Raw genomic sequence first — 15,108 nt, 5'->3', positions numbered from 1 at the left:
ATCACTTCTTGCTCGCTTGATACTTGTCATATTGTTCTTGCGTAATATATTGTTCTGTTAATAGCTGTTCTACAGTAGGCATTTGATTTTTCTCTATTTGATACAGATCGATTTGTGTTTCAACGATCTTAACGATTGCTTCACTCCCCTTTTTATCTACACTTTCTTTATGCTTTGAAAGGTTCGGGACAAACAATAGAATCAACACAGAAATGATCAACAGCACTACAAGCATTTCTAACAATGTAAAACCGGTATAATTCATTCGATTTTTTTTCTTACTTTTTTTCATAAAAATTCCTCCATGCCCCCATAAATCGGTAATAACATCGCAGCATAAATACTAACGACCAACAACGCAACAACTAAAAAAACAATCGGTTGAATCCATTGAATTATTTTTTCCATGCGCTTAAAAAAATGCTGCCAGCAAAGTTCACTGTATAAAATCAATTCTTTGCCTAAATTCCCTTTGACTTGTCCTTGCTGAATAATCAAAGATAACTCAGGAGAAAAAATTAAAAACTTTGGTAGTTGCTCGTAAAATGTTTGTCCTAACATAGATTGCTCTTCTAACGTTTCAGCAAGTTCACTCATCAGCGACTGGTGATCCGTTGCTTTCATCACTTGAATAATCATTTTTATCTCTAATCCTTGAGAAAATAATTTGCCCCATTCAAGAGCAAAAAATGCCGAATTATATTCTTTATAAAGGTTTCCTAAAAGAGGAACTTTAGCTATAAAAACTGCTCTTTGTAAAAAGGTTCTCTTTCTTAAATACCAACGAATCAAAAAAACAAATGAAGACAAACCAACAATAGTTGACAGTATATAATAGGGACTTTTCTGAATAAATTGAACACCTATATTATTCGCTTGAATCGTTCCGTTTGTCATTAATTGAGGGAGTAGAACTTGACGAATACTAATCAAAACAACTGTTAAAAATAGTAAAAGTAAGATAGGATAACTAATTACTTTATAAAAATTTTGCTGTTGCTTATCTAAAATTTTCATATGCTGCTTGATTTTTTTTAGTGTCCCTGCCAGATCACCATGTGTTTGAGCAAATTCGATTTGTGTAATGATCGTTGTCTTAAACCCAAGCTGGGCCAGTCCACCATGAAGTGAGTCTCCTTGCTCCATAAAATCAATCAGGTAGTCAATCGCAGGCTCTGCAATCGAACGCGATTTTTTCATAAACAGGAGACTTTCCTGAATCGTAAAGCCATTTTTTAATAAGTCAGCAAGTAATTGAATAAGTAGTTGCTGTTGTTGTTTTGATAGCTTAATACTCTTTTTCTTTTTCAAATGTTTGATTATCGATAAAACCATAAGCCCAAACCTTTCTTAATTCTTTTGACCACTTGGAAGTCATTTCTCTAGAAAAGTTATAATCCATAAGCAATCCGCTTATTATCTCATCAGTAGTCGTTCGAAAGGGTAATAGTCTTTGGTAGATAATACCTGCCACACATTCAACTATTTCCCTTTGTTGAACACCTAGTTCAATTAAACGCTCAGATACGCCCGTGATACTCCTCGCATGAATCGTTGCAAAGACCGTGTGCCCTGTAAGTGCAGCCCTGATTGCAGCTTGTGCCGTAAGTCCATCCCGAATTTCTCCGATGATCAAAATATCTGGTCGATGACGTAAGCAAGCTTTGATCAATACATCATAGGTCAAATCAATTTTCGGGTTGGTTTGTAGCTGTAAAAAGGAGGCTTCCTCAATCTCCACTGGGTCTTCTATCGTGATTACTTGCTGAAACTGATCTGTTTCTTTTGCTAACTTATACATCAATGTGGTTTTGCCTGATCCGACAGGACCACAAAATAAGTGTAGCCCGCGATGCTTGATATGATTACGAACAACAGTCAATTGCCGCGGTAAAAAGTAATATTCATGGCTGTTCCCAAAAACATGTAAAAAACGAATAACCAAACTCTCTCTTTGTCTAAAATCTCCAACTGTCGATAACCTCAGACGAAGCTCTTGTTGTTTAAGCTTGTATGTTACTGCTCCCACCTGTGCTTTTCTTTTCTCACCGATATCCATACTGCCGATAAATTTAAAATGAAAAATCAACTTCTCCCCTTCACTTTTATTCACTTCCTTAAAAATCACTCGGCTTGCACCTTTCCTAGCAAATATCCGAACATTATCCTCAATAGGCAGTACATAGATATCCTGTATAGCTTCTGCTATTCCCCATTCAATCAATTCCTGAGAAAGTTCTTTAATATCCATTTTCTTCCCTCCTTACAATAATATACGCAGTTAAAATAGAAATTATTATTATTGAGAAGAAAAAAATGCAAAAAATCTGAAACAAAACCGCAAAAGTTTTGTTTCAGATTTCAAGTTTAAATTATTGTATTATATTCAATTTTTTTAGTTAGTTAATCTTATCTTGCTGATTTCTCTACTTTCACTAGAGATCTAGTCCATAGATGGTTGTTTTTCTATATCCCCCCTATAGGATGCTCTTATATCGCAAAAATACTTCATTTCTTTAAAAAAATAAAGCCATAAATGTTGAAAAATCAACACTTACAGCTTTACCAAGAGTTCTGATGCACTATCTTCCCCAAAATAGTTTATCGTTTTGATATATCCATTATACTAAAAAAAAGACCAGAATAACTTTCAGAAATTGTTAATTTTATTAAAATTTTTGAGAAAAAGTAGCTCCTGCTTAAAAGGGTTAAGCAAGAGCCGTGCTCTATCTCACGACAAAGACTTAGATCAAGCTAATTATACCAAATAATTCTTGTTTATTTTCTCAATCTCTTAGAGCAAAGTAATAACTTTTTGACAATAATTAAAAATCATTTACTTTTTAATGCATTTATTTTTGTATTTAGTACATATACTGGAATCCCCAACAAGGTAATTCCAATACCGATACTTGCTAACAAGGTTTGTGTAAATAAGGTTGTAATTAAAATAAATAGTCCCCCAAGAATGGCGATTATAGGAATCACAGGGTAAAAGGGCACTTTGTATGGACGATTCAGTTCCGGTTCTTTTTTGCGTAGGATCAATACTGCACCAAAAATCAATATGCTAAACAACCACATAACAAAAACAAGCATATCCGTTAATAAATCAAAACTGCCTAAAAGCATCATGATTGCAGCGACACTAAATTGAAATAGCCCTGCAATGTAGGGAACCACAAACCTTGCAGACAATTTTTTAAAGTGCTGACTAAATGGAATCATCTCTTCAAGTGCCAAAGCATAAGGAACTCGAATTCCTGTCATTGTATAACCATTCAGCGCGCCATACACAGAAATCAAAATCCCAATCGTTACTAATTTGCCTCCCATCGCGCCAAAAATTTGGTTTGATGCTTCTGAAGCTGCATTTAAATTCCCTGAAATTTGTTCGATCGGTAACGTTTTAAGGAAAACAAAATTGATTAAAACATAAACAACAGTGATAAAAGATAACCCTAAAAAAATTGCCTTAGGTAGATCTTTTTCTGGCTGTTTCATTTCACCTGCCACAGCACCAACACCCAACCAGCCATCATAAGCAAACATCGTCGCCAATAAAGAGCCACTGAGCGCCTGAATAAAGCTGCTATTTCCTCCTGCTTTAACTGGAAATAGTGAAACTTCTACATTTGCTGGCATAAAGAGTCCGACCAACACAATCAAAGCAATAGGGACCATTTTTATAATCAATGTAAATGATTGCAAATTTGCTGCTATTTTGGTTCCTAGTAAATTGACTATTGTCACACTTAATCCCGTTGCTAGTGCTATCGGCACAAGTAGGTCATTAGATAAATGAAACAAGTGTACTAACTGTGTACTAAAAATAATCGATAACGCAGCAATATTTGCTGGAAAATAAATCACACTCTGCGCCCACCCCAATAAAAAGCCAGGTAACTTTCCGTACGTATATTCAATATATTTGACTGCTCCACCCGTTTTTGGAATAGCCGTGGCGAGTTCTGCACTCGTCAAGCCTGCACACAAAGTCAAAACTCCACCTAACACCCAAGCAAAAATCGTTAGACTTGGCGATTGAGCATAACTGACCACACTCGCGGTTTTAAAAAACACCCCCGCCCCAATAACAGTTCCCATAACTGTTGAAAAAGCACCAAACAAAGAAATTTCACGTTTTAATTGTTTCTCCCCCATAATCATCCTCTTTCTCTCTTTTAAGTTATTTTTCTAGTATAGCTTTTCTGAATTTAAATTCAAGTACTTATTATTCGTAAAAAGCATTTCCTTAAAAAATAAAAAAGTGTGATTGAGGTTGGGGCAGAAGTGTCTAACCCCTTCAGATCTCACCGTTTATTCGGATTTAGAGCCCAAAACAAAACTGATTTTTAGTTTTGTCCCGGGCTCAATCACATCGAATCTGAATAAAAGGTAGAAACAAAAGTAAATACATTGGCAATAGTTTGAGGTTATTCAGAATCACTATTTTTAAACAAAACAGATAACGAAAAATCCCTACTTGACTTTCGATAGTCTATCCTTCTTTCACAGCCTCACAATGAAGAAGCCTCAACTCTCTTTACTTTTGTCCATAGTACGCGTTTATGCCGTGTTTTCTAAAAAAATGTTTGTCTAAAAGATACTGTGGAATTGGAAGGATGCTGTCATTCACAACTTCTGTAATACACGCCATCTCCGCTATTTCATCTAAAACAACACTATTTTCCACCGCTTTTTGCGGGGTTTGCCCCCACGTAAAAGGTCCATGACCATAAACTAATACGCCTGGAACTGCTAATGGATTAATGCTTCGATCTTTGAATGTTTCCACAATTACTTTCCCAGTCTCCAACTCGTATTCTGAATCTACTTCTGCTGCTGTTAACTGACGCGTACATGGCACCACACCGTAAAAAGTATCTGCATGAGTAGTACCATAAGCTGGAATTTCTCGACCAGCTTGCGCCCACATTACCGCATTTTTTGAATGTGTGTGTACCACTGAATTAATTTCTTTAAACGTCTTATATAGCTCAACATGAGTAGCTAAATCAGAGGACGGTCTTAATCCAGCCTCCTCTAATGGTTTTCCATTCAGATCAGTCACGACCATATCCTGAACCTGCATCACATTGTAAGGAACTCCACTAGGTTTAATAACGATTATGCCTGCTTCTCGATTAATTTCACTGACATTCCCCCAAGTAAGTTTAACCAAACCAGCCTCTGGCAAAGCCAGATTAGCAGCAAAAACGCGAGCTTTCATCTCTTCGATCAACATTTTATTTGTCAACATATCCAGCCTCCTTTAAGTATGGCAGTAAAAACGCTTTAGCTTGTTCAATTTCTTTTTCAGGTGTTTGGCTATTTTCACTCCACATTTCAATTAGAAAAGGCCCATTGTACTCCAAGCGTTTCAATGTTTTTAGCCCTCCTAAAAAATCAACACATCCTGCACCGAAAGGAACTTCTTTAAATTTCCCGGCAAACTGATTGGTAACAGCTAGTGTATCTTTTAAATGAATCGCAGATATTTGATCGATTCCAATTTCCAATTGGTAACCAACATCATTTTCAGGCCATGCTGACAGGTTGCCTAGATCAGGGTATACCTGTAAATACGGGGAGCGGATTTGCTCTTTGATCTTTAAAAATTTGGAAATCGAATTAATAAAAGGATCATCCATGATCTCTATTGATAAAACAATTTCTTTTGCTGCTGCTAGGGCTACAGCTCTTTTTAAATTTTCGATAAAATATTCTCTGGATGCGACCGTTTTTTTCTCGTAATAAACATCATATCCGGCTAATTGAATGGTACGGATACCTAAATCAGATGCTAAATCAATCGCTTTTTCCATAATCTGTAAAGCTGTTGTTCGCTTATTCTGGTCTTCTGATCCAAATGGAAATCGTCTATGTCCACTTAGACAAATCGATAATATTTTGATCCCAGTCTCATGAATCGCTTCTCTTACTGTTTTTCGTTCCTCCAAGGTCCAATCTAGCCGTTGAAGACGCTCATCCGTTTCGTCAATTGACATCTCAACAAAATCAAAACCTAATTTTTTTGCAAGTAATAGACGTTCTTTCCAGTTAATATTTTTAGGGAGCGCTTTTTCATAAATTCCTAATGTAGTCATAGCTTTACCCCCAAATACGTTTTATTTCATCTTGAAAATCCTGCGCTGCTTTTTTAGGATCTGCAGATGCTGTAATCCCTCTGCCAGTAATAAAAGTGTAGACATCGAGATTTTTAAATAATTTTAACGTTGCCACATCCAAACCACCTGTGACAGATACTCTAAATCCCATTTCAATCAGTTTTTTGACTTTAGCTAAATCCTTTTCGCCCCAAGTTTCACCAGCTAAAAGAGCATCACGGCTTTGGTGATAAATGGCTTGAGAGATTCCTGCATCCAGCCATTTTTGTGCCTGTTCATAGGTCCAGTCTCCATAGAGCTCTACTTGAACTTCTTCAACCTCTTTGGCCGCAGCTTTCATCGTAGGTATTGTTGCGCAACAAATCACCGTCATCCAATCTGCACCGGCTTCTCGGCAATTTTTTGCAACAGTTCCTCCTGCATCAGCACATTTAGTATCTGCAACGACTTTTTTATCCGGATACAAGGCACGAATACAACGAACTGCTTGTTCCCCGGCTTGTAAACAAAGAATCGTTCCAACCTCCACAATATCAACGATCTCCCCAACTGCTGCTACGTCTTTGATCGCACTAGGTAAATCTGAATGATCCAATGCTACTTGCAAATTAGGTCTACTCATTTTTTTCGCTCCTTTTACTTTTTCAATCGTTTCCCTAAGAAAAACGCAGATCAAGGCTTCAGCGCTTTATTTGTGCGCCTCTATACAATATCTGCCACCCATTATAGGATTGGGGACTATTTGAATTTCGCTGCTAATTCTGTTTCTTGAACACGCTCACTGATCTCTTTTGCTGACATTACATTTTTTACACCCACAACGGTGATTCCTTTTTTCTTGGCATCATCAAACATATTCAAAAAATTCATTGGACAAAAGACAACATCATATTGTCCTGCCGTACTTTTTCCTTCTGAAATCGCACAATGGTGAATATTTGTAATATTAAACCCAAGTTCTTTTAACGCCTTTTCCACACTTTTTTTCATCATTAAACTTGTTCCAGAACCATTCGCACATGATACTAATACTCTCATTTTAATTTCCTCCTAATTTTAAAAGCGCAACGAGCTCGTCAGTCTCGAATGAAAAATAGTAAAAATTGAGAGTGGCTCTCTTTGCCGCTATCCATTTTTATCTTTTTTCCGAGAGACTAGCTCGTGTAGCTAGATAATAACTAAGCATTTTTTGCTGTCATTTTTTTGACATACTCATCATAATCTTCAGCAATCAAGAAATAGCCTTCTGGATTTGCTCGATATTGGAATTGTGGAATTGCTAATAGCAAAATGACTACTAGTCCAACACCAATATAACCAAGATATTTCATCATTATCGTCATAATTGGCCAAACTGTCGCCCAATCAAACATACCAATATAACCGCCGTATTGAGATAAACCGATAAACGCTGCTATCAAAGCCGATCCTAAAACTTGAATCACACCGGAAATAAATGGGAAAATACACGCAGCTTTAAATCCACCACGATTATTCGCATAAACAGCAATCACAGCATTATCAAAGAATAACGGAATAAATCCTGCTATGACGATTACTGGAGATTTAAATAGAATTAATAAACCAATCGTGATAAATTGTCCTAACGCACCAAACAAGAACCCAATTGTTACAGCATTTGGTGAACCAAATCCAAATGTTGCCGCTACATCAATCCCCGGAACTGCTCCTGGCAATAATGTATTGGAGATTCCTTGGAAAGATTCTGTCAATTCCGAAACAAATGTACGAACGCCTAACTGCAAAATTGCTAGATAAACAGCGAAATATAGAGCAGTCTGTAAAATATAGAAAAAGAAGCTTTGCCCTTCAGTCATAAAACCTGCTTCGATCAAATAAGCTGGTCCTAATACTACTAAAATGATTCCAAAGAAAAAGAGCATCAAAATCGATGTTGCAACCATATTTTCATTGAAAATCGACAAGAATCCGGGAAGTTGGACATCTTCAAGTTTTCGATTATTCTTATCCTTTTTCATTTTTTCAGCTAGCCGAGCAAATATATAGACACCAAACATTTGCTGGTGAGCGATTGCAAAACCTGCGCCTTCTGTTAAGTCTTGTGTAATATCAACAGTTAAATTCGATCCAACTGCCCAATAACAGCCTAAAATAAGTCCCATGATCAATAATATTTGAATTTGACCTAGATCAGGAAAGCAAAATAACAAGATCCAAAATGCTGTTGCGGCTTGTTGGATTTGAACATTTCCAGTCGTAAAAACGGCGCGTAGCTTCGTATATTTTTTGAAGCGAACCAATAAGATATTCATGACAAAAGCAATCAATAATAAAATCATCGTATCACTAAATGTTCGTCCAAATGTCTCTTCGATTCCCGCAGTTACCGCATTCTGTCCAAAATAAGGATCGATCACCATTGCATCCAAGTCAAAACGTTCTTTCAATCCGACTAGAATTGGTCGAAAGTTATTGACTAACCCGCCGGAACCAACAGTCAAAATCAAGTAACCAACAGTTGCTTTCAAGAAACCAGCAATGCTTTCATAGAGTGGCTTTTTCAGTAAAATATATCCCAGCAGAACGATAAACCCAATTAAAAAGGCCGGTTGTGTCAAAATATTCGCTGCAAAATAATCCCAAATCCCCATCAGAAAATCTAATACTTGTGTCATTTACTCCCCTTCTTTCTATAGCTCAAAAGTTGTCATTACGTTTTGGTAATCCTCCATTGTCTCTACCGTCATCAATGCTTCGATCAACCCATCTGTCATCAACATCTCTGATAATTTTGAAATATTCTCAACATGTTCTTCACTATTTTTAGCGGCCAAAGTAAAAAATAGACGAGCATTTTTTTCATCATTGCCCTCCTCAAAGACTACATCTTGACTCATTTTTGTAAAAGAAATCGCTGTCCCTAAAACTCCTTGGCTATCTTCTGAGGAATGAGGCATAGCAACTCCTGGAACAATCACGATATAAGGACCGTATTTTTGAACACATTCTACGATTTCATCGATATATTGTTGTGTAATAATGTTTTTCTCCAACAAGGTCTGACAACTAAGAATCACAGCATCCTCCCAATTATCAGGAGTTTCATTGCAAAATCGAATCAACTCATTATCATAAAAATACTTTAGCATTCACTTGCTCCTTTCTTATAAAAATGATGGAAACGGAGTATCGTTGTCTGTTGTAAAAACATCATCGAAACCGCGATAAAAGTTAAATTCTAGTTTGTCTTTATCATTCGGATACGTAAATTTTCCACCTACTTGCCAAATAAATGGTTTAAATTGATAGTTCAATCGATCTTTTTTGAACTTCCATATTTCAGTGATTTCCTTTGGATCTGCCATAAAGTTAGCCCAGATATCATAATGAACTGGGATGACCACATTCGCATTCAATGATTCGGCCATTCGCAACATATCAACTGAGGTTACTTTATCAGTGATTCCTCTTGGATTTTCACCGTAGGCTCCAAGGCACACATCGATTTTGTGTTCATTCCCATGCTTGGCAAACAAATTGGAATAATGAGAATCACCCGCATGATAAATGTTCCCACCGCTTGTTTCAAATAAATAATTAACAGCGATTTCATCCATATCTTGAGGTAATTTCCCTTTTAACGTCACCTCTGGATCTTCACAAGTCACTAATGCCGTTCTATCAAAGGCTTCCAACGCAACGATCTCCACATCCTTGATTGCCACACGGTCACCGGGTCTTACGATTGTTGTTTTCTCTTTTGGAATTCCCCATTTCAACCACGTATCGACCACTTCTTTTGGTCCGATAAAACGAGCATTCGGGCAATTTTGATGAACTGCTGCTGCAGTGTTGATATCTAGATGATCCGAATGAATATGGGTGACAACTAACGCATCAACGTCTTTGACTGCAAATGGATCGATCACAAAAGGCTGTGTTCTAAGATTAGGCTGCATATTCTCACAACCACTCATTCGCATCATTTGATGTCCTTTTTTCATTTTTCCATTACCATGCGTTCTTTTTCCTGTCCCACACCATAAGTCACATAAAATATTTGTTCCCTCGTGTGACTTCAACCAAATTCCCGTACATCCTAGCCACCACATAGAGACTGTTCCCGCTTTGACTTCTTCTTGTTCGATTTCCTCATTCAAATAAGTTCCCCATTCTGGAAACGTACTTAAAATCCAACTTTCTTTTGTTACATCATGAATTGTTGCCATATGATCCCTCCATAGTCTCTCAATCTCGATTACACTTTTCATTCTACAATATTTTAAACCGTTTTCAATCTATTTATACGATCGTTTATATCATTTTAAGAACGTTTATGATTAAAACAACTATAAAAAAGAATATAACATCTTTTTTTATGTTCATATAGCTTTTTTTATGATATAGTTTCGGTGAGGTGAGGAATATGAAAACGTTTATTTGGAAAAGTTTTTACTTTGGAAAAAAAGGGTTGTTATGGATCGTGTATTTAGTATTTGCACTCTATATCTATTACCTAGTCACTCGTTCTCAAGATTTAGCTACAAAGCTTATTTTTGGCTGTCTAGGAGGTATTGTCCTAAGTATCGTTATCCTTTTCGAGTATCTAAAAAATATCTATGAAAAAATGATTTATGCCCTAAATATTGATTGTGACTTGAATAAAGCGACAGCTTTAAAAGAGCTTCTAAGTAGAAAAGATTTGTTTAATGGCTTCAAACAGTCTATTATTATTTTTGACGGCTTGCTTTTATTAGACGCAGGAGACTATCAAGGTTGCTTAGCACATTTAAAACGGAATCAGCATTTTTTTCATGCTACATTGGACTACCTGTTCATTTATTATCATACGCAAATGCAGTGTTATTCCTTTTTAAAAGAAGAAGAAAATTTAAATAATTGTCTAGTAAGTTTATTTAAGTTAAAAAATGTTAAAAAAAAGCAAATCAACGCCTTATTTTCATGCATGAAATTGCCGGAATGAGATATTTTCATCAAAATAGAAACAAAAAATGCTTAAGTGAATTAGAGTTGATTGATAAAAAACGTTTGAATAATCGAGAACTGACCTACCTTTTATATCTAAAAGGTCAATGTTTGCTTAAACTAGATCACACATCCGAAGGTTATCGATTATTAAAAGAAGCAAAAACGTTAGGTAATACACTGGCAGTCACTAAACTGCTCTAGAAAGGAGGATTTGAAATGAAAAGCTCACACAAAACGATCAAAAATCGTCGCGATACATTACTTGAACTATTGAGTAGCAATACAAGTCTATTAGTGAAAGAAATTAGTCGTCAGCTAGACGTTTCAGAAATAACTGTTCGTCGTGACTTGATCGCTTTAGAAAAAATGGGGTTAGTTCAACGCGCTCACGGAAAAGCGCAAATCGTTCAAAAAACAGGAACAGAAGATTATAATGAGGAAATCGAAATCTTAAAAAATGCAATCGCCAAAAAAGCGGCGGAATTTGTCAAAGATGGAAATACGTTATTTATCAATACGGGCTCAACTGCGTTATCTTCTTTAAAAAATCTGGAGGATAAACGAGTGACTATCGTTACAAATAATGTTAAAGTTGCCAATCTAGATCATAATCCAAATTCAACAGTTATTTTATCTGGTGGTGAAATTCGTTTTCCAAAAGAAGCTTTAGTTGGTGACATCGCAATCGAGTCATTTTCAAAGATGTCTTCAAATATTTCAATTATTGGCTGTTCTGGACTCAGTATTGAGAATGGGATCACTACACCTGTCTTACATGAATCTAAAATAAATTCGCTGATCATTGAACGGACGAATGGTCTGGTGATCGTTGTTGCAGATTATCGTAAGATTGGTTTTTCGTCTAATTTTACTAGTGGAAATATCAAAGATATCAATTATTTAATCACAGATACATTTGCTTCACCTGAAGTGATTCGAGAGATCGAAAAACAAGGTGTACAAGTGATCCAAGTTGAGATCTAAGATAAAATACTGTTATTTTAAATTCGAAGGAGGGATTTATTATGCGGATCAAGCAATTGAATTATATTATAAAAGTCGTTGAATTAGGTTCAGTTAATGAAGCAGCCAAACATCTCTTTATCACTCAACCTAGCCTATCTACTGCTATTAAAGAATTAGAGCAAGAAATGAATATTCAAATCTTTCAGAGAACTCAAAAAGGAATGGTTCTTACAACTGAAGGAACTGAATTTTTATCCTATGCACGACAAATTTTGGAACAAGTTGACTTGATGGAAGAAAAGTACAAAGGAACTGAGACGCGAAGAAGATTATTTTCTGTTTCGGCACAACATTATGCCTTTGCTGTTCATGCTTTTGTCCAATTAATCAAATCCTACCAAAAAAATGAATATGAATTTACCTTTCGCGAAACGCAAACAAATAATATCATTGAAGATGTCAGTACGTTTCAGAGTGAACTGGGTATTTTATACTTAAATACGTTCAACGAAAAAGTTATTCGGCGATTATTAAAAGAAAAACAACTGATTTTCCATCCGTTATTTACAGCAAATCCACATGTTTTTGTTAGTAAAAAAAACCCTTTAGTTGGAAAAAAATCAGTAACATTAGCGGATTTAGAAGATTTCCCCTATCTTTCATTTGAACAAGGACAATTTAATTCCTTTCACTTTTCAGAAGAAATATTGAGTACGCGCTACCACAAAAAAAGCATTCGTGTCAGTGATCGAGCAACATTATTTAATTTCTTGATTGGACTCGATGGTTATACGATCAGTTCTGGCGTTTTGAGTCGAGAATTGAATGATGAAAATATTGTTGCGTTACCACTAGATGTTGATGAAGTAATGGAAATCGGCTGGATTCATCCTGCCAGATGTCCCTGTCACCAATGGGAGAAGAATATTTGCATTACTTAAAAGAACATATTATTGATTATGGCTTTAATATTTTAATGGAAGAATAGAAAAGGTCATGGTACAACCGAATCGGGTTGCATCATGACCTTTTGGTATTAAAGAGCTTTCTCAGCTTTTCTTAGCTTTTTTAATTTGCTTACTTCTCAATTGTCCGCAAGCGGCATCGATATCTGTTCCATACTCTTTTCTAATCACACAGTTAACACCATTTTTCTTCAAAACATCATAGAATTTCAATACATCCGCTTTTTCACTCCGACTATATTGATCATGCTCACTAACTGGATTATAAGGAATCAAGTTGACAAATGTTAACTTCTTCTTGTCTTTCAATAGATCAGCCAATTGTTGGGCATGTTCCGGACGGTCATTCACATTACTCAGCATGATATATTCAAACGTGATTCGACGATTCGTTTTTTCCAAGTATTCATCGACCGCATCCATTAATTTTTCAATCGGGAAGCTACGGTTGATACGCATGATCGATGTACGAACGTCATTATTTGGTGCATGTAGAGAAATTGCTAAATTGACTTGTAAGCCATTATTCGCAAATTCTTTGATTTTAGGTACTAAACCACTTGTTGAAACAGTAATGTGGCGAGCTCCAATTGCTAATCCTTTTGGATCATTGATCGTATGTAGGAAATTCATTAGATTATCATAGTTATCAAACGGCTCACCGATTCCCATGACAACAATATGGCTTACACGTTCACCTTGTCCCCGTTCATCGAAATAATGTTGTACAAGCATGATTTGAGCGACGATTTCTCCTGCTGTTAAATCGCGTTGTTTTGTAAGTAAGCCACTGGCACAAAAAGTACAGCCGATATTACAGCCAACTTGAGTTGTTACACAGACAGACATCCCATATTCTTGACGCATCAAGACTGTTTCGATCATATTTTTATCTGGTAATTCAAAAAGATATTTTACGGTACCATCTTTCGCTTCTTGGATGATCACTTGGCGCAATGGATTGATGATAAAGTTTTCTTCTAATAATTCGATGACATCTTTTGATAAATTTGTCATGTCACTAAAATTCATGACACGTTTGATATAAAGCCATTCCCACACTTGGGTGGCACGGAACTTTCTTTCGTCATGTTCGATAAACCATGCGATCAGTTCTTCTTTTGTTAAACCGTAAATGGATGCTTTTTCCACTAGTTTTCTTCCTCATTTCTTCTAAACATTCGCTTCATACTATAACTTATTGTACCTGATTTGTCTATATGTTATCTAGGTTAGTCAGTAGAATTGGCCATTTTTCATCCCCTTGATTTCACTTTCAATGATATTTGTTCTTATTGTTTGTTTCACTCTCCTATCGTTGCTATAATCAAAGGTAAGAAAAGAGGTTTTTGTATGAAAACTGACGTATGTTTTTTCGCAACGCCGATCAATGAAGATGCCAATACTTTTAATGGTCACACCGATTTACTTTTTGGTTACATTCAAGACACTTTTGTTGAAAATCAAGTAGGATTTGAACTTGTAAAAGTTGGTTTGGGTACAGACCACGCTCAAACTGAGCAAAAGATTCATGATAGTTTAGAAAAAGCGGACTTGATTATTACTGATTTATCAAGTCACGATCCAATTATCTATTATGAATTAGGTTATGCTAAAGCACTGAAAAAACGAGTGATCCAAATTCAAAACAAACATCTTGATTCTTTACCTTTTGATTTAGGTCATGCCACTATTTTATATGATACAACAACTGATGACGGCATAAACCAATTCAAAAAAGACCTATTAGAAGCTATAAACTCTCCTTCAAACAGCAAAACACCCTTGTCATTTTACGCTGAACATGATGTTGAGATTTCTGGCCGGATTGATGATCAAGGAATCGTGGAATCTTAATGAAATGAAGAAGGACCGATACATTTTTGTATCGGCCCTTCTTTTTGATAATGGAACAGCAGCGTTTGATTCCGATGTTGAATGATTCCTAACTGATGCTCTTCAAATTCTTGTGACCAAGTAGGTACTTTTCTACATCAGCTTATTTCCGAAGCCTTCAAATCTTAGTGCTTTGGCACTTCGAATTGATGTAATCGAAGTGATTGCTTCTGCTCCAA

At 36.0% G+C, this 15,108-nt stretch carries 15 protein-coding genes and 1 pseudogene; 4 read left to right on the top strand and 12 right to left on the bottom strand.

Annotated elements, in window-relative coordinates; genetic code table 11:
• Position 1: 1 nt before the first annotated feature.
• The 11 genes from comGC to ulaG all read right to left on the bottom strand — a co-directional run bounded on the left by comGC (position 2) and on the right by ulaG (position 10,342).
• A complete protein-coding gene (comGC, locus tag V192_RS0112560; protein WP_025872258.1) occupies positions 2-292 on the bottom strand; it encodes a competence type IV pilus major pilin ComGC in 291 nt (96 codons plus the stop codon).
• Positions 289-1,335, bottom strand: a complete 1,047-nt coding sequence (comGB, locus tag V192_RS0112555; protein WP_029948256.1) for a competence type IV pilus assembly protein ComGB — start codon at positions 1,333-1,335, stop codon at positions 289-291. The genes comGC and comGB overlap by 4 nt, the downstream gene beginning before the upstream one ends.
• Complete coding sequence (gene comGA, locus V192_RS0112550; RefSeq protein WP_025872256.1) at positions 1,289-2,251, bottom strand: competence type IV pilus ATPase ComGA; 963 nt, start codon at positions 2,249-2,251, stop codon at positions 1,289-1,291. Before comGA ends, comGB begins: the two co-directional genes overlap by 47 nt.
• A gap of 581 nt (positions 2,252-2,832) precedes the next feature.
• Positions 2,833-4,164 (bottom strand): APC family permease, encoded by a 1,332-nt coding sequence (locus V192_RS0112545; protein WP_025872255.1) that lies wholly within the window; start codon positions 4,162-4,164, stop codon positions 2,833-2,835.
• Positions 4,165-4,546: 382 nt separating this feature from the next.
• Positions 4,547-5,260, bottom strand: coding sequence for an L-ribulose-5-phosphate 4-epimerase (locus tag V192_RS0112540; protein WP_025872254.1), 714 nt, complete (start codon positions 5,258-5,260; stop codon positions 4,547-4,549).
• Positions 5,250-6,110, bottom strand: a complete 861-nt coding sequence (locus V192_RS0112535) for an L-ribulose-5-phosphate 3-epimerase (RefSeq protein WP_025872253.1) — start codon at positions 6,108-6,110, stop codon at positions 5,250-5,252. Before V192_RS0112535 ends, V192_RS0112540 begins: the two co-directional genes overlap by 11 nt.
• 4 nt (positions 6,111-6,114) lie before the next feature.
• Positions 6,115-6,753, bottom strand: a complete 639-nt coding sequence (locus V192_RS0112530) for a 3-keto-L-gulonate-6-phosphate decarboxylase UlaD (RefSeq protein WP_025872251.1) — start codon at positions 6,751-6,753, stop codon at positions 6,115-6,117.
• 116 nt (positions 6,754-6,869) lie between these two features.
• Positions 6,870-7,169 carry a PTS sugar transporter subunit IIB gene (locus V192_RS0112525; RefSeq protein WP_010764215.1) on the bottom strand — a complete coding sequence of 100 codons (300 nt, stop codon included), beginning with the start codon at positions 7,167-7,169 and terminating at the stop codon, positions 6,870-6,872.
• Positions 7,170-7,309: 140 nt separating this feature from the next.
• Entirely contained in the window at positions 7,310-8,788 is a 1,479-nt protein-coding gene (locus tag V192_RS0112520) for a PTS ascorbate transporter subunit IIC (RefSeq protein ID WP_025872246.1), read from the bottom strand.
• 15 nt (positions 8,789-8,803) lie between these two features.
• Positions 8,804-9,262: a PTS sugar transporter subunit IIA gene (locus tag V192_RS0112515; RefSeq protein WP_025872244.1), complete on the bottom strand. Its 459-nt coding sequence runs from the start codon at positions 9,260-9,262 to the stop codon at positions 8,804-8,806.
• Between the two features lie 15 nt (positions 9,263-9,277).
• Entirely contained in the window at positions 9,278-10,342 is a 1,065-nt protein-coding gene (ulaG, locus tag V192_RS0112510) for an L-ascorbate 6-phosphate lactonase (protein WP_025872242.1), read from the bottom strand.
• A 197-nt stretch (positions 10,343-10,539) separates the two neighbouring features.
• On the opposite strand from ulaG, the gene V192_RS20170 reads away from it, so the two are divergent.
• From V192_RS20170 to V192_RS20165, 3 genes and pseudogenes are all read left to right on the top strand, one after another.
• Entirely contained in the window at positions 10,540-11,097 is a 558-nt protein-coding gene (locus V192_RS20170; protein ID WP_239644677.1) for a hypothetical protein, read from the top strand.
• Positions 11,098-11,318: 221 nt separating this feature from the next.
• Positions 11,319-12,086, top strand: a complete 768-nt coding sequence (locus tag V192_RS0112500) for a DeoR/GlpR family DNA-binding transcription regulator (RefSeq protein ID WP_025872240.1) — start codon at positions 11,319-11,321, stop codon at positions 12,084-12,086.
• Positions 12,087-12,127: 41 nt separating this feature from the next.
• Positions 12,128-13,056: pseudogene (locus V192_RS20165) on the top strand (LysR family transcriptional regulator).
• A gap of 61 nt (positions 13,057-13,117) precedes the next feature.
• On the opposite strand, the gene rlmN reads toward V192_RS20165, so the two are convergent.
• On the bottom strand, positions 13,118-14,185 hold the full coding sequence (rlmN, locus tag V192_RS0112490; RefSeq protein WP_025872238.1) for a dual-specificity RNA methyltransferase RlmN: 1,068 nt from the start codon (positions 14,183-14,185) through the stop codon (positions 13,118-13,120).
• 201 nt (positions 14,186-14,386) lie between these two features.
• Between rlmN and V192_RS0112485 the strand changes: the two genes are divergently transcribed.
• On the top strand, positions 14,387-14,890 hold the full coding sequence (locus V192_RS0112485; RefSeq protein ID WP_025872236.1) for a hypothetical protein: 504 nt from the start codon (positions 14,387-14,389) through the stop codon (positions 14,888-14,890).
• The last annotated feature ends 218 nt before the right edge of the window (positions 14,891-15,108 follow it).

It is taken from the genome of Enterococcus crotali (genome assembly GCF_000633635.1).
Classification (GTDB): Bacteria; Bacillota; Bacilli; order Lactobacillales; family Enterococcaceae; genus Enterococcus_L; species Enterococcus_L crotali.
This window is presented reverse-complemented; position numbering and strand designations above follow the sequence as displayed.

Bases quoted from the DNA above. Each gene is read 5' to 3' on its own strand.
- comGC (WP_025872258.1), bottom strand. From the start codon at position 292: ATGAAAAAAAGTAAGAAAAAAAATCGAATGAATTATACCGGTTTTACA.
- comGB (WP_029948256.1), bottom strand. From the start codon at position 1,335: ATGGTTTTATCGATAATCAAACATTTGAAAAAGAAAAAGAGTATTAAG.
- comGA (WP_025872256.1), bottom strand. From the start codon at position 2,251: ATGGATATTAAAGAACTTTCTCAGGAATTGATTGAATGGGGAATAGCA.
- V192_RS0112545 (WP_025872255.1), bottom strand. From the start codon at position 4,164: ATGGGGGAGAAACAATTAAAACGTGAAATTTCTTTGTTTGGTGCTTTT.
- V192_RS0112535 (WP_025872253.1), bottom strand. From the start codon at position 6,110: ATGACTACATTAGGAATTTATGAAAAAGCGCTCCCTAAAAATATTAAC.
- V192_RS0112530 (WP_025872251.1), bottom strand. From the start codon at position 6,753: ATGAGTAGACCTAATTTGCAAGTAGCATTGGATCATTCAGATTTACCT.
- V192_RS0112525 (WP_010764215.1), bottom strand. From the start codon at position 7,169: ATGAGAGTATTAGTATCATGTGCGAATGGTTCTGGAACAAGTTTAATG.
- V192_RS0112520 (WP_025872246.1), bottom strand. From the start codon at position 8,788: ATGACACAAGTATTAGATTTTCTGATGGGGATTTGGGATTATTTTGCA.
- V192_RS0112515 (WP_025872244.1), bottom strand. From the start codon at position 9,262: ATGCTAAAGTATTTTTATGATAATGAGTTGATTCGATTTTGCAATGAA.
- ulaG (WP_025872242.1), bottom strand. From the start codon at position 10,342: ATGGCAACAATTCATGATGTAACAAAAGAAAGTTGGATTTTAAGTACG.
- V192_RS20170 (WP_239644677.1), top strand. From the start codon at position 10,540: ATGAAAACGTTTATTTGGAAAAGTTTTTACTTTGGAAAAAAAGGGTTG.
- V192_RS0112500 (WP_025872240.1), top strand. From the start codon at position 11,319: ATGAAAAGCTCACACAAAACGATCAAAAATCGTCGCGATACATTACTT.
- V192_RS0112485 (WP_025872236.1), top strand. From the start codon at position 14,387: ATGAAAACTGACGTATGTTTTTTCGCAACGCCGATCAATGAAGATGCC.